The 20,167-nt window shown below is 44.0% G+C and carries 20 protein-coding genes and 1 pseudogene; 14 read left to right on the forward strand and 7 right to left on the reverse strand.

Annotated elements, in window-relative coordinates; translation table 11 throughout:
* Positions 1–16 precede the first annotated feature (16 nt).
* Together ACWXW9_RS23175 and ACWXW9_RS23180 are read left to right on the forward strand one after the other, a co-directional pair.
* Positions 17–616, forward strand: a complete 600-nt coding sequence (locus ACWXW9_RS23175; protein WP_494931356.1) for a DUF1349 domain-containing protein — start codon at positions 17–19, stop codon at positions 614–616.
* Positions 617–631: 15 nt separating this feature from the next.
* Complete coding sequence (locus ACWXW9_RS23180; protein ID WP_494931411.1) at positions 632–1,234, forward strand: sugar O-acetyltransferase; 603 nt, start codon at positions 632–634, stop codon at positions 1,232–1,234.
* 102 nt (positions 1,235–1,336) lie between these two features.
* On the opposite strand, the gene ACWXW9_RS23185 is transcribed toward ACWXW9_RS23180, so the two are convergent.
* On the reverse strand, positions 1,337–2,044 hold the full coding sequence (locus ACWXW9_RS23185; protein ID WP_014281621.1) for a helix-turn-helix domain-containing protein: 708 nt from the start codon (positions 2,042–2,044) through the stop codon (positions 1,337–1,339).
* A 238-nt stretch (positions 2,045–2,282) separates the two neighbouring features.
* On the opposite strand from ACWXW9_RS23185, the gene ACWXW9_RS23190 reads away from it, so the two are divergent.
* Entirely contained in the window at positions 2,283–3,500 is a 1,218-nt protein-coding gene (locus ACWXW9_RS23190; protein ID WP_494931357.1) for a MalY/PatB family protein, read from the forward strand.
* Positions 3,501–3,636: 136 nt separating this feature from the next.
* On the opposite strand, the gene ACWXW9_RS23195 is transcribed toward ACWXW9_RS23190, so the two are convergent.
* The 4 genes and pseudogenes from ACWXW9_RS23195 to ACWXW9_RS23210 all read right to left on the reverse strand — a co-directional run.
* Positions 3,637–3,861: an ATP-binding protein gene (locus ACWXW9_RS23195; protein WP_494931358.1), complete on the reverse strand. Its 225-nt coding sequence runs from the start codon at positions 3,859–3,861 to the stop codon at positions 3,637–3,639.
* Positions 3,843–4,223 carry a hypothetical protein gene (locus ACWXW9_RS23200; RefSeq protein ID WP_494931359.1) on the reverse strand — a complete coding sequence of 127 codons (381 nt, stop codon included), beginning with the start codon at positions 4,221–4,223 and terminating at the stop codon, positions 3,843–3,845. The genes ACWXW9_RS23195 and ACWXW9_RS23200 overlap by 19 nt, the downstream gene beginning before the upstream one ends.
* Positions 4,224–4,365: 142 nt before the next feature.
* Entirely contained in the window at positions 4,366–4,704 is a 339-nt protein-coding gene (locus ACWXW9_RS23205) for a hypothetical protein (RefSeq protein WP_494931360.1), read from the reverse strand.
* Positions 4,701–5,134 (reverse strand): annotated as a pseudogene (locus ACWXW9_RS23210) (winged helix-turn-helix domain-containing protein); the annotation flags it as partial. The gene ACWXW9_RS23205 and the pseudogene ACWXW9_RS23210, both read right to left, overlap by 4 nt.
* A 142-nt stretch (positions 5,135–5,276) precedes the next feature.
* Between ACWXW9_RS23210 and ACWXW9_RS23215 the strand changes: the two are divergent.
* The 8 genes from ACWXW9_RS23215 (at position 5,277) to aguB (ending at position 14,831) form a co-directional block, all read left to right on the forward strand.
* Positions 5,277–5,564 carry a hypothetical protein gene (locus ACWXW9_RS23215; RefSeq protein ID WP_494931361.1) on the forward strand — a complete coding sequence of 96 codons (288 nt, stop codon included), beginning with the start codon at positions 5,277–5,279 and terminating at the stop codon, positions 5,562–5,564.
* A 194-nt stretch (positions 5,565–5,758) separates the two neighbouring features.
* Positions 5,759–7,486 carry an alpha,alpha-phosphotrehalase gene (gene treC / locus ACWXW9_RS23220; protein ID WP_494931412.1) on the forward strand — a complete coding sequence of 576 codons (1,728 nt, stop codon included), beginning with the start codon at positions 5,759–5,761 and terminating at the stop codon, positions 7,484–7,486.
* Positions 7,487–7,583: 97 nt separating this feature from the next.
* Entirely contained in the window at positions 7,584–9,536 is a 1,953-nt protein-coding gene (gene treP / locus ACWXW9_RS23225) for a PTS system trehalose-specific EIIBC component (RefSeq protein ID WP_494931362.1), read from the forward strand.
* Positions 9,537–9,622: 86 nt separating this feature from the next.
* Complete coding sequence (treR, locus tag ACWXW9_RS23230; RefSeq protein WP_494931363.1) at positions 9,623–10,378, forward strand: trehalose operon repressor; 756 nt, start codon at positions 9,623–9,625, stop codon at positions 10,376–10,378.
* 174 nt (positions 10,379–10,552) lie between these two features.
* A complete protein-coding gene (locus ACWXW9_RS23235; protein WP_494931364.1) occupies positions 10,553–11,971 on the forward strand; it encodes a glycoside hydrolase family 1 protein in 1,419 nt (472 codons plus the stop codon).
* A gap of 204 nt (positions 11,972–12,175) precedes the next feature.
* Positions 12,176–12,727 carry a phosphodiesterase gene (gene yfcE / locus ACWXW9_RS23240; RefSeq protein WP_494931365.1) on the forward strand — a complete coding sequence of 184 codons (552 nt, stop codon included), beginning with the start codon at positions 12,176–12,178 and terminating at the stop codon, positions 12,725–12,727.
* Between the two features lie 166 nt (positions 12,728–12,893).
* A complete protein-coding gene (locus ACWXW9_RS23245) occupies positions 12,894–13,925 on the forward strand; it encodes an agmatine deiminase family protein (RefSeq protein WP_494931366.1) in 1,032 nt (343 codons plus the stop codon).
* A 30-nt stretch (positions 13,926–13,955) separates the two neighbouring features.
* Positions 13,956–14,831: an N-carbamoylputrescine amidase gene (gene aguB, locus ACWXW9_RS23250; RefSeq protein WP_134914184.1), complete on the forward strand. Its 876-nt coding sequence runs from the start codon at positions 13,956–13,958 to the stop codon at positions 14,829–14,831.
* A 102-nt stretch (positions 14,832–14,933) separates the two neighbouring features.
* Here the strand turns inward: aguB and ACWXW9_RS23255 are convergent, their stop codons facing one another.
* Both ACWXW9_RS23255 and ACWXW9_RS23260 read right to left on the reverse strand, forming a co-directional pair.
* Complete coding sequence (locus tag ACWXW9_RS23255) at positions 14,934–16,733, reverse strand: sensor histidine kinase (protein WP_494931367.1); 1,800 nt, start codon at positions 16,731–16,733, stop codon at positions 14,934–14,936.
* A complete protein-coding gene (locus ACWXW9_RS23260; protein ID WP_494931368.1) occupies positions 16,730–17,482 on the reverse strand; it encodes a response regulator transcription factor in 753 nt (250 codons plus the stop codon). The genes ACWXW9_RS23255 and ACWXW9_RS23260 overlap by 4 nt, the downstream gene beginning before the upstream one ends.
* Before the next feature lie 222 nt (positions 17,483–17,704).
* On the opposite strand from ACWXW9_RS23260, the gene ACWXW9_RS23265 reads away from it, so the two are divergent.
* The 3 genes from ACWXW9_RS23265 to ACWXW9_RS23275 all read left to right on the forward strand — a co-directional run bounded on the left by ACWXW9_RS23265 (position 17,705) and on the right by ACWXW9_RS23275 (position 20,056).
* Entirely contained in the window at positions 17,705–18,727 is a 1,023-nt protein-coding gene (locus ACWXW9_RS23265) for a peptidoglycan DD-metalloendopeptidase family protein (RefSeq protein WP_494931369.1), read from the forward strand.
* Positions 18,728–18,768: 41 nt separating this feature from the next.
* Complete coding sequence (locus tag ACWXW9_RS23270; protein WP_494931370.1) at positions 18,769–19,731, forward strand: alpha/beta hydrolase; 963 nt, start codon at positions 18,769–18,771, stop codon at positions 19,729–19,731.
* A 73-nt stretch (positions 19,732–19,804) separates the two neighbouring features.
* Complete coding sequence (locus ACWXW9_RS23275; RefSeq protein ID WP_494931371.1) at positions 19,805–20,056, forward strand: hypothetical protein; 252 nt, start codon at positions 19,805–19,807, stop codon at positions 20,054–20,056.
* The last annotated feature ends 111 nt before the right edge of the window (positions 20,057–20,167 follow it).

Raw genomic sequence — 20,167 nt, forward strand, 5'->3', positions numbered from 1 at the left:
GAGGATAATATCTATTATGAAAAAAACATTATTATGGGAAACGGGAACATGGACCAATGCTCCATTGTCAACTTGTCAAGATGGCGACGCCCTCAAGGTGACAGCCAAAGAGGGAAGTGACTACTGGAAAAACACATTATACGGATTTGATCGCAGCAGCGGACATGCTTTATTGGCAAATTGGGAAGATTCTGAGGCCATAGAGGTCACATTTCAGCTTGCATCCTTTAATGAACTCTATGACCAGGCTGGAATTATGCTGTATCAAGGACCTGAGCAATGGATTAAAGCGGGGATTGAAATCAATGACAATATTCCCCAATTGGCTGTCGTGGTAACTAACGGCTATTCAGATTGGTCATTGTCCGCTGTGCCGGATTGGGTCGGTAAGGAAGTGACCTTGCGCGCTTCGCGGATGAACGATGCAGTGATTATCCGTGCCCGGACAGAATCCCACGGTTGGCGCACAGTGCGTGTGGCGCCTTTTCCTTATAAATCTGCAAAACAAGCTGGTCCTTTTTTATGTTCGCCAACTCGTGTCGGCTTTGAGGTTACTTTTACACGCTGGGTAACTACAATGCCGGATGCCGATCTTCATATAGATCCACCTATGTAAAGGAACATTCTTATGATGAAAAATCAGAGTGAAAAAGAAAAAATGTTAGCGGGTAAGCCCTATAAAGGGATGAGCGAGGAGCTTCTGAATGATCGGCAATACGCTAAGGAAGTGTTGTTTGACTTCAATACTCTGCGTCCTAGAGAAATAGAAAAACGCAACGAACTGCTGAAGCAGATATTAGGTAAAACGGGCAAGACCTTTTTTATTGAACCTCCATTTCGTTGTGATTATGGATACAATATTACGTTGGGTGAGAATTTCTACTCCAATTATAATTTTACAGTATTGGACTGTGCTCCAATTACGTTTGGAGATCATGTATTGCTCGGGCCAAATGTCAGCATCTATGCAGTGAACCATCCCACACATCATGAATTGAGAGTTCAAGAGTATGAATATGCACTCCCGGTAACTATCGGAAACAATGTATGGATTGGTGGAGGCGCAATTATTAATATGGGAGTAAGTATTGGAGACAATACCATTATAGGTTCTGGAAGTGTGGTAACTAAGGATATACCAGCCAATGTAATAGCCGTTGGAAATCCATGTAGAGTACTGCGTAAAATTACAGATGAGGATAAGAAGCAATTTGCTCATTTGGACGACAACTAGATTTCATAACAACTATCAGCTCACCTAAAGGAGGCTGTCCCGTTCGCCATTTTTGTGGCCTTTGGGATAGCCTTTTTTTATATATACGAACCTCAGATAATATCAGGTCACAGCAAGCATATTGTATATTTTCATGGTTCGCACATCATCTTTGGAAATTTTAAGCTCATGAATTAGCTCGGGAGTTTCTGGAATGGGTGTTCTCGAAAAAAGCATTTTTAAAGCAATTGGCATAAAGGGGCGGAAGGAAACGCCGGACATGAGACCCCACTTCTGCTCAGATTCCAGAAAAGAAGCCAGAATATTGATGGTCAGATTTTCGAGAGGGGTAGCCTGATTTTTGAGCATAAGAGTGGTCAATGTGTCATAGTGCTCCGTATGCCCCCAATATGTATTTTCGCATTCCTGATAATGTTCAAAATTTTTAACATTCATATATAACATCGTCTTATAACGATTGTCATCCGGCTGTGCCAGCATGTCCACTACACATCTTACCAGCTTATTAATTCGTCCATCATAAAAATAAGAATAAAACCGGGTGGAGTTCTTGAAAAAAGTGGAGGGAAGTGTATGAATCAGCGTGGAGGGCTGTCTCGGTTCGATATAGAGAAGCTGCTCTACCTGAACGTTTAACGCTTCTGCAATGCTGTACAAGATGACGAGGTCAATGGTAATATCGCCACTCTCATATTTGGATAACGTAGCTTTGCTTTTGTAAATCATGTCCGCCAATTGTTGAACGGTCAATCCCTTAATTTTTCGGAAGCTTCTGATTTTTTTACCCACTTCCTGATTAATATTATGCATTGTTCACTCTCCCAATCATGTTTCCTGAGAATATTACAAATGATGATTTTGTATACGTTTCGATATATTTATAATTATTATACCATTTTATACGTGATTTAAGTATTCTGACGAAACAAAAATGATGATTTGTTTCATATCAATAGATTTTATTACGTTTGAGTCTATGAAGAGCTGTATGCCATAATGAATCCATTCATGAGAAGCAGGGACGGAAACAGGAAGGGGAACAGAAAGCGTGAATTATAATTTTGATGAGGTTATTGACCGTAGAGGCACCAACGCCATGAACACTGACGGCTTCCGGGAGTATATTTTTAAGGCCGAGGGCGATATGGTTTTTCCTTATAAGGATGATGAATTTATTCGCATGTGGATCGCTGACATGGAGTTTGCCACACCTCCTGAGATTATTAAAGCAATCAAGGAACGGCTGGATAAACGGATTTTTGGCTATAGTCAGGTGTTTGATCCTAACTATTACCTTGCTGTGGTCGGCTGGACGCAGCGGTATTATAACTGGACTTTTTCAGAGGTGCAGCTGGTTACTTCACCGGGGATCATTCCTGCTCTCTATGAGCTGGCCGAATACATTTGCAAGTCGGATGAAAAAGTGCTGATCCTTACACCATCCTATGCCTTCTTCAAGGCTGCGGCGGATTATAACGGCTTGGAACTGGTGTGTTCAGAACTAATCAATCAAGAGGGGCATTATACGATTAATTATGAAGACCTGGAAGCGAAAGCAAGAGATGAAAAGGTGTCTCTATGCATTTTCTGTAATCCGCATAATCCATCTGGCCGTGTATGGACCAAGGAAGAGTTACAGAGAGTAGGGGAGATTTGTCTTGAAAATGAGGTCTGGATTATATCGGATGAAATACACTGCGATTTGTTGAGGAACGGGCAAGTCCACACCCCGATGGCCAAACTTTTCCCGGACTCAGATCGGATTATCACTTGCATGGCTCCTAGTAAAACCTTTAATATGGCCGGGTTGATGTTTTCGAATGTCATCATTCCCAATGAAACGCTCAGGGGAACCTGGAAAGCGCGTCATTACGGCTTTAAAAATCCGCTTAGTATTGTCGCAACACAAGCTGCATACTTGCATGGAGATGAGTGGCTGCGGCAATTAAAAAATTATTTGGACGAGAATTTTAAATTTACCAAGCAATATTTGAACCGTTACTTGCCAGAAGCTATATTCCATATTCCAGAGGCGACTTATCTGGCATGGGTTGATATCAGCGCCTATGTACCGAAAGAAGAGAATTTACCTTTGTTTTTTGCCAATCATGCCGGAGTGTTATTGGAAGACGGGAAGATGTTTGTTGCCAACGCTGAGGGATACATTCGTCTGAATCTGGCTTGTCCGAGGTCCATGCTGGAAGAAGGCCTAAGAAGAATATGCAAGGTGCTAACTGAAAATCCATTAATCCTTAATCTCACCTAATTCCTTATTAATATATAGATATGTATGAATCATTCCAAAATATAGATCCCTATAGAAACGATAAAATCGTACCCATGAAAAGAGCCGTCCTCAAATCGATCGAGGGCGGCCTTTATACGTGTGCATCCTAAACTTTTTATTTCCTTTCCATTCGACTTTCATTGTTAGCCATAACGTCATGCCAAATAAGGCGTATGACCGTGCCTTTCCCTAAAGACGTGTCGACCGTAATTTGCCCTCCCATGGCCTCAATCAGCCCTTTGGATACAGCCATGCCAAGACCTGTCCGATTCGGCGTAGTAGAGGTATTGGTTCCCCGGTAATAACGCTCAAATAATCGGCTTACCGTATTTTCATCCATTCCTCTCTGAGACTATCGGTTTGCTGACGCAGTACCTGATCTCTTTGCAGGGTACCTGAGAGCTTATCAATAGAATCCATCACATCCGCAAAAATGAGGTAACGTCGCTTCCATTTGCCTGAACCCATCCGGCTGAATGTACGACCTGTTTCTTCCATATATTCGGAGGAAAGATGGAAGCCATATCTTTCACTGTACATGGTGCGAAGGGAAAGCTCTTGAAGAGTATAGGCTATGGATGCAGATGTTGGGCGATTGTAGGAAGCAAGCTCCGACCCGGTTGCATCCAGTAACTGTACGTAGCCACCAAGCTGTTTGAGACGGGCAGTGACTTCATGGGGCAATATCAGCTTTCCATCCAAAGACAATGTTCCCTGACTGCTTACTGTTTTTAATAGGGTTCCCATAGGATTAGGCTGACCATATAGCAGCGTGAAAGTTCGACCATCCTTCTCCTGAACCCAAAGAGAAAGCCCATAGGGGAAGGAGTGGGTACATGTCCAATTAAGAGACGAACTCGCCGGGCGCATATTTCTTCGGTACATCTTGCGGCGTATTGTAGGACTGATTCACCTGCCCGTTTTCGTCAAGACTTTGCAGCCAGCCGCCGTTTTTCTTGACCTGCTCTAGCAAAAGTGGATCAAATCGCATGCCGTCCTTGCCTATTTCGGAGGACGCTACAAGCTGAGCTAATCCAGTAGAGGCAAAATCATTGGAGAGGCGGATATCGACCAAGCGTTGATACGCCCAAAAGAACGTAACAGCAGCAATCAGGAACGCGAGAGCTTCAGCGGTAGCCAACTGAAGCACGAATCGTATCATTAGCTTGCGTTTGATATTCATAATCGTTGGGAACTCCCTTTTTTCGCTTGTACGAGCTTATAGCCAAGTCCTCTAACATTTACGATAAAGCTTGGATTGGCAGGATCAGGTTCAATTCGTTCTCGGATGCGATGAATATGTACCATGACGGTATTGTTATCGGTTAATGCTTCTTCTCCCCAGACGGCTTCATATAGCTCGCTTTTGCTAAAAATTCGATTGGGGTTTTGCATAAGAAAATCAATAATTGGAAGACCAGCGCAGGACAGGCTACGACTGTTTGCTCAACACGAAGCTCGCCGGCTATTTCATCGATCTGAAAATGTCCATAGTCATAAATGGTGTTCATTTTGCCGGAGGGCTGTGCAGATGTATTATTAACGGTCAAGTAACGCCGTAGTTGTGAACGTATGCGTGCGACAACCTCTAACGGATTAAATGGTTTGGTAATGTTGTTTAAACGGAAGCTTAATTGTGCTCTGTAGATCTGAAAAAGAGTTAAGGTTTAGTTAAAGTGATGTTACACGGGATCTAAGACCGTCTTGTTAGAATGGGGTAGATAAAATAATACACACAAAAACGGGGGTGCAGCAGTGAAGAAGGCAACTAGAAAGAACAGGATAGAAATCTTCCACTATGGCAAAATGGTACTGGTGACAAGTGCGTTTGCTGCTTTTATAACGGCATGCGGAGGAGGGAACTCGGAAGTGGCCAAAGATATACCGAATGAAACAACAAATACAAAGGACCAAACGGTGTGCAGATTTATTCAAGTCTCGTTTGATCAACATCAATTGGAAGAATCGCATTGCTCCTGTGCAGGGAGAGACAATAACAGCCGAGTAATTTCAAAAAAATTCAAACTCTCAGACAAAGGTTGATCTTCAGTTTTATGATGATCAACCTTTGTTTTTTTGTTATCCAACAACAAGTTATTGAAAAATATCGTCCTCATTACAAACCAGAATGCGATTTTAAATCCGTTGACAACCTGTATATACATGATATATTCTTGTATATACAAGAGTGATGAAAGCGTTGTAATATTTAATTTAGAGAGAAAGGAATGAGTATGATGCAAACGACAAGCAAAGGCTTGTTTCACCAAGATAAGGACTGGTGGCGCAAATCGGTGGTCTATCAGGTTTATCCCAAAAGCTTTCATGATACAACGGGCAACGGAACAGGTGACATCCGAGGACTGACGCAAAAGCTGGATTATTTACATGAGTTGGGTGTTGATATTATCTGGTTACAGCCGGTATATGTCTCCCCGCAGCGTGATAACGGGTATGATGTAGCGGATTATTGCAGGATTAACCCAGATTTTGGGACCATGGAGGACTTCGAGGAATTGAGTCGGGAAATCAAGGCGCGTGGAATGCGTCTGATGATAGATATTGTGGTAAATCATTCTTCGATAGAGCATGCCTGGTTTGAGGAGGCACGACAATCAAGGGATAATGCGTACAGGGATTATTATATCTGGCGTGATCCTGCGCCTGATGGCGGGCCACCTAACAACTGGAAGTCTAAATTCGGTGGGCCTGCATGGCAATATGACCCAAGGACAGATCAATATTTTCTAACCCTGTTTGACAAAACTCAGGCAGATCTTAATTGGGAGAATCCAAAGGTACGTGAGGAAGTCGTAAATCTGCTGGAGTTTTGGGCTGAAAAGGGAGTCAGCGGATTCCGACTGGATGTGATTAATTTAATTTCCAAGGATCAACGATTCCTGAGTGATGATCACAGCATGGCTCCGGGTGACGGACGCAAGTACTATACGGACGGTCCACGCGTACATGAGTACATTCACGAGTTATATGAGAAGGTATTCCGTAAGTATAATAACGTGACTGTGGGGGAGATGTCCTCTACGTCGCTGGAGCACTGTATCCGTTACTCCAATCCAGAGCAAAAAGAACTGTCCATGACCTTCAATTTTCATCATTTGAAAGTAGATTATCCGAAGGGTCAGAAGTGGGAACTGATGCGCTATGATTTTGAAATGCTGAAAAGCCTATTCTCGGAATGGCAGATTGGCATCCAACAGGGAGGCGGCTGGAGTGCATTGTTCTTTAACAATCATGACCAGCCACGAGCGATCTCCCGTTTTCTGGATGATGGCGCATATCACGCCGAAAGTGCTAAGCTGCTGGCGACGACCCTTCACGGACTTCAAGGAACGCCCTATATATTCCAAGGCGAAGAGATTGGTATGGCCAATCCGAAGTGGTCAGATATCGAAGAATTCCGGGACGTGGAATCTCTGAATATGTATCGTATTTTGCAGGAGCAGGGCAAGAGCGCTGAAGAAGCATTAAATATGATCCGTGAGCGATCCCGTGATAATTCGAGAACACCAATGCAATGGGATGATAGTCCAAATGCGGGTTTCACTTCAGGTACACCCTGGATCAAGGTAGATGAACGATATCCACAGATCAATGTCCAGGCACAGTTAAAGGAACCGAACTCCATCTACCATCATTACCAAAAGCTGATCAGATTGCGCAAGACGGTGCAAGTCATTACCGATGGAAATTATCAACGGCTGGATGAAGCCCATCCTCAGATATATGCCTACCAACGCAGCAATGAAAAGGAGACTCTGATCGTCATCTCTAATTTTAGCGGGCAGGAGGCTGAATTCGATTTACCTGATTCATTTTACTCACAACTACAAGCTCAGGTATTGGCTTCTGCGGAACTGTTAATTGGCAATACCGAGCAAGTGCCGGAATTAAAGCAGTCTATCACATTGTCCCCATATGCTTCCTATATGTGGCTACTTCGTTAGACGCAGTTTATAGTGTGGCAACAACCAATAGCCCCAGGTTCCTTACTGTCATGGCGACCGGGGCTGCTACTTCATTAAAATTAAGGGAGTGAGTTAAATGCCGATTGAAAGAGCACAGGTGGAACGAATTATAGAAGCCGTTGGCGGCAAAGATAATATTGAGGCTGCTACCCATTGTGTAACCCGTCTGAGGTTCGCCCTCTATGACGACAAGCTGGTCGATAAAGATGCATTGGATCAAAATGATTTGGTCAAAGGCCAATTTTCCTCACAAGGACAGTATCAGGTCGTCATTGGGCCAGGTCTGGTCGATAAGGTGTATGACGAAATGATTGCAATCACAGGCGGCAACCGGGCTTCCAAAGATGATGTTAAAAATGCGGCCAGCAAGAAACAGAATCCGATTCAGCGTGCCATCAAGACACTGGCAGATATTTTTATCCCTATACTGCCCGCCATTGTGACAGCAGGCTTACTGCTTGGAATTAATAATATTTTGACAGGCCAGGGGATTTTCTTCGAGGGAATGTCTCTGGTTCAGGTCTATCCACAATGGACTGATTTTGCTGCTATTATTAATACGATCGCCAGTACCGCCTTTACATTCCTGCCTGCCTTGATCGGATGGTCGGCAGTTATACGGTTTGGTGGTAGCCCGTTACTCGGGATTGTACTTGGCCTGATTTTGGTTCATCCAGACTTGCTCAGTGCTTACAGTTATGCAGATGCAGTTACGAAGGGAACGGTTCCAGTATGGAATCTGTTCGGCTGGGAAGTGAACAAAATCGGTTATCAAGGCCAGGTTCTGCCGGTTCTTGTATCCGCTTACGTGTTGGCACAAATTGAAAAATTCTTGAACAAAAGAATAGCCGATTCATTTAAGCTGTTATTAGTCGCACCGATTACATTATTAATTACGGGATTTCTTGCATTTACGGTTATCGGACCGGTTACTTTTATAATCGGTAATGCGATTACGGGCGGTCTTGTATACGTTTTCGCTCTGGCTCCTGCGCTGGGAGGGCTGATTTATGGAGGTCTTTACGCGCTGCTCGTCATTACGGGAATGCACCATACTTTCTTGGCCGTAGACGTACAATTAATTGGAACACAGGGCGGTACCTTCCTATGGCCGATGCTGGCGCTTTCCAATATTGCTCAGGGTGCTGGTGCACTGGCTATGATGCTGGTATTAAAGGATCAGAAGGGCAAAGGGCTAGCCTTTACTTCATCCGTGTCTGCTTTTCTGGGTGTCACGGAACCGGCGATCTTTGGGGTAAATATCCGTTATAAATATCCATTTGTGTTCGGAATGATCGGTTCCGGTATTGCGGGTGTATTGCTAACGGTGAATCATGTCATGGCTTCTTCAATCGGTGTTGGGGGGATTCCAGGTTTCCTGTCTATTTTCCCTATGAACTGGGGCGTATTCTTCATTGGAATGGCGATCGTGTTAATTCTGCCGTTTAGCTTAACTTTAGCGTATGGAAAATTACTAAATAAGCGCCAGCAAAATAATCCGCCTGCCAAGACGGCAAATGCTTCCGCACCAAAAAGCACTAACCACAAGACCTCTGCACTCGATGTGCTTGAAGTTATGACTCCGGTGCAGGGTCGCATCGTGCCTCTGGAACAGGTTCCTGATCCGGCCTTTGCCGAGCGTCAGATGGGACAAGGCATTGCGGTCGAACCGGAAGAAGGTCAGATTTTTGCTCCTTTCAGCGGCCAAGTCATCCATATTATGATGAAAAGCAAGCATGCCCTGATTTTGGAGCATGCGACAGGTGTACAGATTCTGGTGCATGTGGGTGTTAACACTGTATCCCTAAAGGGAGAAGGATTCACTATGCACGTGGAGACAGGCCAAACCGTCGAGCAAGGACAATTGCTGATGGAATTCGACCGTGATCTGATCCAAAAATCTGGATATCCGGTTATTACACCTGTAATTGTTCCGGATGGTCAAGAAATGATTGAATCGATTGAAGAATTGCCAGGCGAGGCGAACGATTTGCAATATATCTCGATGAGAATTCACTTCAAGTCTTGATCTGTTTGAAAAGGATTAATCACAAACTTTAAAAGCATACAGGTCGCCAAAGTGAAAGAATGCTACAATAAACGTGGTGATGAAAATTGACAACGAATATATTTCTGCAAATTTATCAGGATTATGTGGAACGAATCCGGGCAGGTGAATTGGCCCCAGGCACAAAGATACTCTCTGAGAATGAATTGGCCAGGGAATATAATACTTCCCGCGAGACTGTACGTAAGGCACTTCACTTGCTTGCACAAAATGGGTATATCCATAAAATAAAAGCTAAAGGTTCCTTTGTACTGGATATCGGGCGTATGGATTTTCCAGTTGGCGGATTGGTCAGCTTCAAAGAGATGTCCGAACGAATCGGGCGTAAATCACGTACGATTGTGCATGAGAATCGCCTGATTCCGGTTTCAGAAGAAATAGCCGGTCATCTTGAGCTTGACAAGCATAGGCATCTTGTCTGGGAAGTGATTCGCGCGCGTATGATTGAGGACGAATCCGTAATTCTGGATAAAGACTATTTTCGATCAGACATCGTGCCTGTACTTACCAAGGAGATTAGCAGCGGATCCATTTATGAATATCTGGAGAATGAGCTTCACCTTCAAATCAGTTATGCCAAAAAAGTAGTCTCTGTAGAAGATGCAAGCGAAGAGGATCATAAACTGATGGATCTCAAAGGCTATATTCATGTGGTAGTAGTGCGTAATTATGTTTATCTGGAAGACACTACCTTGTTCCAGTACACCGAGTCACGGCATCGGCTGGATAAATTTCAATTTGTCAACTTTGCCCGACGTGTCCACGGGGAAGAGAAAAAAACGACTGAGAAACCCTCTCTTTAGAGACGAGGGTTTCTTTTCTGTATAAGTTGAACTCGAAAAATGCACATTAAAACGGATAAACCTTCATGAACGGAGAAAAGAATAATATAAAAAAATACTTGACATGAAACGCGTTACAAAACTTAGTATTGATATAGAAGTATTTTATAACACAATAGTAAAGGCGGAGAGAATATGAGTACACAGTTTCCAAAAGATTTCCTGTGGGGCGGAGCAGTTGCTGCTAACCAGCTCGAAGGCGCTTATCAAGAAGATGGAAAAGGCTGGTCTATTCAGGATGTAACCCCTCGTGGTGGTTGGGGACCAGTTACGGATGTACCAACAGAAGATAATATGAAGTTGATCGGTATTGATTTCTATCACAAATATAAAGAAGATATTAAACTTTTTGCAGAAATGGGTTTCAAAGTGTTCCGGACTTCCATCGCGTGGTCACGGATTTTTCCTAAAGGCGACGAACTTGAACCGAACGAACAAGGCCTGCAATTTTATGATGATTTGTTTGATGAACTTCACAAATATGGAATTGAACCACTCGTTACATTATCTCACTATGAAACACCTTTACATCTGTCCAGAGAATACGATGGCTGGGTGAACCGTAAGCTTGTTGGTTTTTATGAGCGTTATGCTACAACAGTATTTAACCGCTACAAAAATAAAGTGAAATACTGGTTGACTTTCAATGAAATCAACTCCATTCTGGAAGCTCCATTCATGAGCGGAGGCATTAGCACACCTAAAGATCAGCTTAGTGAACAAGACCTTTATCAAGCCATTCACCATGAGCTTGTAGCAAGTGCAAGAGCGGTAAAAATCGGTCATCAGATTAACCCGGATTTCAAAATCGGCTGTATGGTGCTGAGTATGCCTACTTATCCGTTGACACCTAATCCGGACGATGTGATTGCTGCGATGGAATTTGACCACAGAAATATGGCGTTTGCTGATATTCATGCCAGAGGTCAATACCCAGGCTACATGAAACGTTTCTTTAGAGAAAACGGAATCTCTATTCACTTTGAACCAGGCGATGCAGAAGATTTGAAGCATACGGTTGACTTTATCTCGTTCAGTTATTACATGAGTACTTGTGAGACGGCTGACGAAGCTAAAAAAACGAAAGGTGAAGGCAACATCCTCGGTGGTGTCAGCAATCCGCATCTTGAGGCAAGCGAGTGGGGCTGGCAAATCGATCCTCAAGGATTGCGTTATGTGCTGAACACGTTCTATGACCGTTTCCAAAAACCATTATTCATTGTGGAAAATGGTTTGGGCGCCGTTGACGAACTTATCACCAACGAACAAGGCGAGAAAACCGTTGAAGATGACTACCGGATCAACTATCTGAATGATCATCTGGTTCAAGTTGGGGAAGCCATTGACGACGGAGTAGAAGTTATGGGCTATACGTCTTGGGGTTGCATCGACGTTGTCAGTGCATCGACCGCTCAGCTTAAAAAACGCTATGGTTACATTTATGTAGATCGTCATGATGACGGTAGCGGCACACTTGAAAGATACCGGAAAAAATCGTTCCATTGGTACAAAGATGTTATTTCGACCAATGGTGCAAGCTTGCGACGGAAATAAAATGATGCTTGCTTGATAAGGGCAGCTTATTCAACAAAAAAAGATGTTATACAGCGACCGCTTCCTGCTATTGTACAGGGAAGCGGTCGCTTAGTTTTTTATCACGATCAAGCCTTTAGCTGATAATTTTATTACTGACGAGCGCTTGTCAGTAAGGCTATGATACGGTAATGAGCACGTATATTGAGAAAGGAATGAACCATTATGAAACTTATGTTTGTATCGGATATTCACGGCTCGCTACACTGGTTACAACTGGTACTGGAAAAGTTCAGGGAGGAAAAAGCGGACCGTCTTGTCCTGCTCGGGGATTATATGTACCATGGACCGCGTAATCGGCTACCGGAAGGGTATAATCCGGCGGAGGTGGCGGCTGTGTTGAATCAGTACAAGTCCCATATTGCAGTAGCAGTTCGCGGTAATTGCGATGCAGAAGTGGATCAGATGCTACTGGAGTTCCCGATGATGGGCGATTATGCATTATTGTACCATGAAGGTCGACGTATCTATGTAACGCACGGACATGGCTTTAGCATGGGGAACTTGCCACCACTGGAAACAGGGGATGTGTTCATTCAGGGACATACCCATATTCCGGTAGCGGATGTGGAAAAGGGTGTCTTTGTGCTGAACCCCGGTTCGATAGCACTGCCAAAGGAAAACTATCCTCCATCCTACGGCATACTGGAGGGAGTGCAATTCACGGTTAAGGGTTTTGATGGCGACACGATTAAAAAGATCACATTTTCAATGTAATTCATTTTTAACTTGAATGGAATCCGTTCAAAACTTTTCCGATCTGATTGAGACAAAGATCATATTATTGTATGATAGGAACGGAGTCTGTCCGTCGTTTATTAGACAACGTTTTTCAGCTACAGATAAGACTCAACATTATGATGAAGAAAGAGAGCTTCAATACATGCAAATTAAGGATTCACATTATAAGATGCCGCCTGAATGGGCACCGCATGAACGTACGTATATTTCCTGGCCTGTACAATCTTCGATGGTTTACCCGGATATGCATGCCGATGTATGCAAGGGCTACGCTGGAATTGTACGTGCCATGGCTGAGTTTGAACCAGTTACCGTGGTCGTAAATCCAGATGATCTGGAGAGCGTCCAGGCATTTGAGCTTGGGGAACGGGTGGAACTGCTTCCAATAGAGCATAGCGATGCGTGGCTGCGCGACAACGGTCCTACTTTTCTAACGAATGAGCATGGACAGTTGGCAGGTGTGAACTGGAAGTTTAATGCCTGGGGCGGCAAATACGCTCCGTGGGACCTGGATGATCAGGTAGCGCCGCAAATTTTGGACAAGCTTGGATTACCGAGGTTTGATGCACCGCTTGTGATGGAAGGCGGCTCACTGCATGTAGACGGTGAAGGCACATTAATTACAACAGAAGAGTGTTTGCTGAATCCGAACCGCAACCCGGAATTAAGCAGGGAAGAAATCGAACGGTATGTGTGCGAATATACAGGCGTTGAGAAGATTATCTGGCTGAAACGTGGACTTAGTGGTGACGAAACGGATGGGCATGTAGACAATATTGCTTGCTTTGCTGCTCCAGGTAAGGTCATTGTGCAAGTATGCGATGATCCTGGGGATGAAAATTACGAAATCACACAGGAAAACCTGCGTATTCTGGAGCAGGCAACGGATGCAAAAGGCCGCAAGCTGGAAGTGATCCAAATCGGGCAACCGCCGCGCGTGGATTATGAAGACAGCCGGTTAACGCTGAGCTATATCAACTTCTATTTTGTGAACGGCGGCATTATTTTGCCGGTGTTTGGCGGCACTGCGGCTGAAAGCGACCGCGCAGCCGAGCAGGTGCTGGCAAATGTATTCCCGGACCGTACTATTCGTACCGTGGACGGTATGGCGGTTATCCGCGAAGGCGGTAATGTACACTGCACTACCCAGCAGATGCCTGCTGTAAATCAATAAATGATATAAATATCCAAGAGGAGGACTGACGTGAGAAAAGTAAAAGTGGCGGCAACCCAAATGAGCTGCTCTACCAACATTGATGAAAATATAAGCAAAGCTGAGAAGCTGGTACGTGAAGCGGCTGCGCAAGGCGCGCAGATTATTTTACTGCAAGAATTGTTCGAGACTCCATACTTCTGCCAGAAGGAAAAGTCCGATTATTTTGCATATGCAACCGAGCTGGAGCATAACAAGGCGGTTAACCATTTTAAGAAGATTGCCAAAGAATTGCAGGTTGTGCTGCCAATCAGTTTTTATGAGAAAAAAAATTACGCCCGCTACAACAGTCTTGCTGTAATTGATGCAGACGGTGAAGTGTTGGGTAAATACCGCAAGAGCCATATCCCGGACGGTCCCGGTTATGAGGAAAAGTTCTATTTTAATCCAGGCGATACCGGCTTTAAAGTATGGAATACACGATATGCCAAAATTGGAATAGGCGTTTGTTGGGATCAATGGTATCCTGAAGCTGCCCGTTGTATGGCGCTGATGGGTGCAGAAATATTGTTCTATCCAACAGCCATTGGTTCGGAACCGCAGGATTCTTCCATTGACTCCAAGGATCACTGGCAGACCTGCATGCTCGGTCATGCTGCTTCCAATCTGATGCCAGTTATTGCTTCCAACCGCATTGGAATGGAAACAGATGAGGACTCCAGTATCACGTTCTACGGCTCATCTTTTATTGCCGGGCCACAGGGTAACAAGATTGCAGAAGCTGGTCGTACCGATCAGGAAGTGCTTACTGCTGAATTTGATCTGGACGAGCTGGAAGTGGGGCGGATTGAATGGGGTATTTTCCGTGACCGTCGCCCGGAGCTATACAAAACGATTGCTACCTATGACGGTGATTTAAAAGTATAATCTTTATACGGACACAGACAAAGTTCCCCTTGCCGGCAAGCCAAGGCGTTTCCCTTATTCGGATTCGCCCGGCTGTTCGGGAAGGGGATTTTTAGTTTGTGATCACAAGTTTTCATTAATGTCCTTTTCTATTCCGTTTCCAGCAACAGCTTCTTCCCAAATAAGGCGAATGACAGTGCCATTCCCCAAAGTTGTTTCCACCGTAATTTTACCACCCATGGCTTCGATCAGCCCTTTGGATATAGCCATGCCAAGTCCTGTTCCATTCACCGCCGCAGAGGTAGCGGTTCCCCGGTAGTAACGCTCAAACAATCGGTTTACTGTATTTTCATCCATTCCCGTGCCATTATCAGCGAACTGAATGGTGAGTCCTTTGCCACCTTCGCCCGGTATAACCGAGACGATAAGTACCGTATCCGGCGGATTATGCAGCAGAGCATTGGCTACCAAATTGTTAATGATTCTTTCCAGCCAAGGAGTATACAGCCTAACGGTTACGTCAAAAGGAGCGGCCTGAAACAAAATGGTTTCTTTTTTATAAAAAGGGTCGGCAGCCGCTTGCTTTAATGCGTCCTCTAGCCAGCTATTGAGTTCAATGTCCTCGGATTCTGGCGGACGGGCACCGCTTTTTAACCGATAAGTCATCGCAAGATCATTAATCAGCATCTCCATATGTGCAGATTTCTCCAGCATTGTGCAGGAAAATTTACGAACCTCCGCCACGGTCCAATCATATTGAGGTTCAGCCAGCAGGTGCGCATAGCCTTTAATTGAAACGAGCGGTGTTTTCAGATCATGGGTTATCCCGGCAATCCATTCTTCTCTCAGGCTTTCGGTTTGCTGACGCAGTGCCTGATCTCTCTGTAGAGTACCTGATAGCTTATCAATCGAATGCATCACATCGACAAAAATGCGGTAACGACGCTTCCATTTTCCTGAACGCATTCGGCTGCGGTGAATGCCTCTATGATCCACAGGTTCCTGGTATACAGCCCTGCCAAGCGAGTCGAGCCATGTGAGCATATGAAGCAACGGAACTCCAAAACGATGCGCCTGCCATAACGAGAGAAGTAGGAAGGATGCAAAAATAGCTGTGAACATGGCGAGCATGGCAATGAGTATTATTCTTTCCTCCTCAGGCGGAAGCCATTTATCGCCGATGGCATTGCCACTGCTATTGGGAAGACTAACGACCCAGGTATGTCCGGTTTCCTTATCATAAGTGGATGTCAAATGGAAGCCGTATCTTTCATTGTATACGTTACGAAGAGCAAGTCCATAAAGGGTATAGGCTGTCGGTGCAGATGCGGGCCGATTGTAGGAGGCAAGCTCAGAGCCTTTTGAATCCAGCAATTGAACGTAACCACCAAGCTGTTTGAGCCGGTCGGTAACATCGGTAGGCAGCACCAGTAATCCATTAGAGGAAAGTATCCCCTGACTTCTTATTTTTTTTAATAACGGGCCTAGATGATTAGGCTCGCCATAGAGAAGAGTGAAGGGACGACCATTCTTCTCTTGTATCCACAGAGACAGCCCATAAGGGAAGGGAAGATCGCCTGTCCAATAGGAGACGAGTTCGCCTGGTGCATAGCTTTTCGGCACATCTTTTGGCGTGTTGTAGGACTGCTCCACCTGGCCGTATTCATCAAGACTTTGAAGCCATCCTCCATTTTTCTTGACCTGTTCTAGCAATTGGGGATCAAAATGAATGCCATCCTTACCCATTTCGGAGGACTCTACAAGCTGGTTTAATCCCACAGAAGCGAAGTCACTGGAGATGCGGATATCAATAACACGTTGTAAAGCCCAAAAGAATGTAGCCGCAACAATGAGAAGCACGAATGCGCCGGCAGTAGCCAGTTGAAGCACGAATCGTATGGTTAGCCTCCGTTTGATGTTCATGATCGCTGGGAGCTCCCTATTTCCGCTTGTACAAGCTTATAACCCAGTCCTCTAACATTTACGATAAAGCTCGGGTTTGCGGGGTCAGGCTCAATTCTTTCCCGGATGCGATGAATATGAACCATGACGGTATTGTCATCACGCAGCGCTTCTTCGCCCCATACCGATTCATAAAGCTCGCTTTTGCTGAAGATACGATTGGGGTTTTTACATAAGAACAGCAGTAATTGGAAGACGAGCGCCGGACAGCTTACCAGCTTTTGCTCAACGCGAAGCTCGCACGCTGCTTCATCGACCTGAAAACGCCCGTAATCATAAATAACATTCATTCTACTGGTGGGTTGCTCAGATCCAAATGGTCTGATTGCACGATTGGGTGCCAAGTAACGACGTAGCTGGGAGCGTATACGTGCCACAACTTCCAAAGGATTAAACGGCTTGGTAATATAGTCATCGCCACCAACGGCAAAACCGGTCAGTTTATCAAAATCAGATTCCCGAGCCGTAAGAAATAAGATGGGAGCATCCGTCGTTTGACGGAGAAACGGACAAATTTCGATTCCGCTGCGTCCAGGCAGAAGGACATCTAATAGGATCAGATCATATTTTTTTTCTTCACAGGCAGCAATCGCTGCTTCACCTGTCATGACCGTGTCTACATTCGTGTAGCCTTCCTTGCGGAGTACAGTCAGCAAGAGTTCAAGAATGGAGTGCTCATCATCGACAAGTAAAATTGACGCATGGTTCATGCTTTTGTTCCTTTCTTCACCGTAATCTTTCCTACCATCATATCATGCTTTCTTTAGCGTGATCTTATGATGTTGTCTTAACGAAAGCTTAATTGTGGACTGTAGTCATGGATAAGAGTTAAGACACGGTTAAAGTAGGGTTACACGTGACCTAAGAGTGGTTTGTTAGAATGGGTTAGACAAATACTATATTATGAACAAACATACTTGCGGGGGTGTGGAATGAAGAGACCAAATAGAAAGCACAGAATGGAAATCATCCACTATAGCAAAATGATATGGGTCATGGGTGCGCTTGCTGCTCTGATCACGGCATGTGGAGGAGCAAATCCGGAAGTGGCAACAGACATTCCGAAAGAAAAAACTGAAAAAACAAACACAAAGACTCAAACGTTGAAGCCTGAGGAGATCCCGGTAGAGCTTCTTGATGGCAAATATGCTGAGGTGTATGGCCACTTTAGTGATGAGTTTAAAAAACAGGTCAGCAAAGCTGATTTTGTAAGCAAGGCTGCTGATTCTCTAAAAGGGGTCAAGTCGTTTAAGCAGGCGTCGGTCATCCAATTCAATGGCAGCGATCAGCGTACATGGATAAGCGATTCCGGGAAAATGGGACTGACCACTGTTTTTGATGAAAAGGGAGAGATATCAGGTCTTCAGGCCAAGCAACTTTCTCCTTTCCCACAAACAGATCATATCCTGACCAAAATCAAATACGATTGGCCTTTAAAAGGGGATTGGTTTATTGTATGGGGAGGAACAAATGCACTGGTTAATTATCATTATGAATATGAAAGCCAGCGATATGCCTATGATATTATACAGAGCAAGGATGGCTATTCGTATAAAGGTGATCGGCTGAAAAATGAAAGCTATTATGCCTTCGGTCAGCCCGTTCTTGCTCCAGCAAGTGGTACTGTGGTATCAGTCGTAAATCATATTCCAGATAACGAGCCTGTCGGTGTTATGAACGAGAAGGTACCTGCGGGGAATGAAGTTGTCATTGATCATGGCGGGGAATATAGCGTGCTGGCTCACATGAAGAACGGCTCCGTTAAAGTAAAGGTAGGAGATAAGGTGAAGAGCGGCGATGAAGTTGGTTTGCTTGGTAATTCAGGTAATTCTAGCGAAGCGCATCTTCATTTTCAGGTGTCAGACGGTGCGGATTTATTCAAGTCTCGTTCGATTAACATTCATTGGAAGGATGACATCGCTCCTGTACAGGGCGAGACGATAAAGGCCGAGTAACCCGCTTAGCAAATTAAATGAAACGTTAGGGAAGGAATTAAATGATGAAAAAAACGCTTTTCTTTATACTTAAATCACTAGGAATAATGCTTACAGCAATAGGGATTTTTCTGGTTATTGTTTTTACAGTTAATATTATCTGTAACCAATTGGAGAAAGGAAAAATAGAACCCTATGGTCAGCTTGTACCAGTAGATGGAAAAAATATGAATGTTTTGATCCAAGGAAAGGGCAAGGAAACGATCGTACTACTACCAGGTTATGGAACAGGAGCGCCAGGTATTGATTTTAAGCCATTAGTGGAAGAGCTATCTCCATTTTACAAAGTAGTCGTGATTGAGCCTTTTGGTTATGGATTAAGTGATGTAACCGAAAAAGAACGAACCGTTGAAAATATTGTAGCTGAAATTCATGAATGTTTACAAAAACTAAATATTGACCGATACACTCTGATGGGTCACTCCATTGCTGGCATTTACGGACTAGAATATGTGAACAAATACGAAAAAGAAGTCCGTGCATTTGTTGGGATTGATAGCAGTTTTCCAACGCAAGGTGGCATGGATGATGAGTTTCCAACAGAAGCCTATAAACTGATTAAGAATTCAGGTTTTAACAGATTGCTAATGAAACTAAATCCTGACCAACTTGTTGCACCTAAAGTAGATGATGAAACGAGAGAACAAATTAGAATAATTTCTCTCAAGAACGCGTTGAATCCAAATATTATAAGCGAAGGAGAAAATTTTAAAAATAATTTTAAATCCGCTGAAAACTTTAAATTCCCTAAAAATCTTCCTGTTATATTCTTTTTACAAAAAAATAATACGGATGTTGAAGGCTGGAAACCAAAACATGAAGAACAGATAAAAGATTCTGTACATGGAAAAGTAGTGGAGCTTGAAGGAGGACATTATTTACACCATACCCAATCCAAAGAAATCGTTAAAGACTTTAGAAGCTTTATGGAAGAAGTGAAACTGAAAAAGACCCCTCCACTATGAAAAATTTCAAGAGTCGAACGATTCACAGAATATTGTGAATTGCTCGACTCTTTTGACGTTTGCTCAGATTACAATGGCAAACACCATTTCTCGAACATTAAGCGGCAAGCAAACCGGAGTTGGTATGGGGATCAATATGATGGGGAGTTTGATGGCGGGTGCTATCGGAACGTCTATGCTTGGATCCGTACTTGATCAAGGAGCACAAAGCCAGACTGTGTTCGGTTCTATTTTTTTGATTTTGGGCATATGGATCATAGCGTTTGCTATTTTTTATTTTACAGTTTTTCGTAAAGAAACATCATCCGTCCAGCAAGACACATAATCATCGATTCACCCAACGATCCTTATAAAAACCGACTGGTGTCTTAGTTAAGACCTGTCGGTTAATTCTATTTGGTTTGAAATTACGAATTCCCATACATATAGTTCCTAA

The sequence above is a fragment of the Paenibacillus sp. LT-B23 genome, assembly GCF_059417685.1.

Bases quoted from the DNA above. Each gene is read 5' to 3' on its own strand.
- ACWXW9_RS23260 (WP_494931368.1), bottom strand. From the start codon at position 17,482: ATGAACCATGCGTCAATTTTACTTGTCGATGATGAGCACTCCATTCTT.
- ACWXW9_RS23205 (WP_494931360.1), bottom strand. From the start codon at position 4,704: ATGAATATCAAACGCAAGCTAATGATACGATTCGTGCTTCAGTTGGCT.
- ACWXW9_RS23255 (WP_494931367.1), bottom strand. From the start codon at position 16,733: ATGAACATCAAACGGAGGCTAACCATACGATTCGTGCTTCAACTGGCT.
- ACWXW9_RS23235 (WP_494931364.1), top strand. From the start codon at position 10,553: ATGAGTACACAGTTTCCAAAAGATTTCCTGTGGGGCGGAGCAGTTGCT.
- ACWXW9_RS23245 (WP_494931366.1), top strand. From the start codon at position 12,894: ATGCAAATTAAGGATTCACATTATAAGATGCCGCCTGAATGGGCACCG.
- ACWXW9_RS23195 (WP_494931358.1), bottom strand. From the start codon at position 3,861: ATGGATGAAAATACGGTAAGCCGATTATTTGAGCGTTATTACCGGGGA.
- ACWXW9_RS23275 (WP_494931371.1), top strand. From the start codon at position 19,805: ATGGCAAACACCATTTCTCGAACATTAAGCGGCAAGCAAACCGGAGTT.
- ACWXW9_RS23265 (WP_494931369.1), top strand. From the start codon at position 17,705: ATGAAGAGACCAAATAGAAAGCACAGAATGGAAATCATCCACTATAGC.
- yfcE (WP_494931365.1), top strand. From the start codon at position 12,176: ATGAAACTTATGTTTGTATCGGATATTCACGGCTCGCTACACTGGTTA.
- ACWXW9_RS23175 (WP_494931356.1), top strand. From the start codon at position 17: ATGAAAAAAACATTATTATGGGAAACGGGAACATGGACCAATGCTCCA.
- treP (WP_494931362.1), top strand. From the start codon at position 7,584: ATGCCGATTGAAAGAGCACAGGTGGAACGAATTATAGAAGCCGTTGGC.
- ACWXW9_RS23270 (WP_494931370.1), top strand. From the start codon at position 18,769: ATGATGAAAAAAACGCTTTTCTTTATACTTAAATCACTAGGAATAATG.
- ACWXW9_RS23180 (WP_494931411.1), top strand. From the start codon at position 632: ATGAAAAATCAGAGTGAAAAAGAAAAAATGTTAGCGGGTAAGCCCTAT.
- ACWXW9_RS23185 (WP_014281621.1), bottom strand. From the start codon at position 2,044: ATGCATAATATTAATCAGGAAGTGGGTAAAAAAATCAGAAGCTTCCGA.
- treC (WP_494931412.1), top strand. From the start codon at position 5,759: ATGCAAACGACAAGCAAAGGCTTGTTTCACCAAGATAAGGACTGGTGG.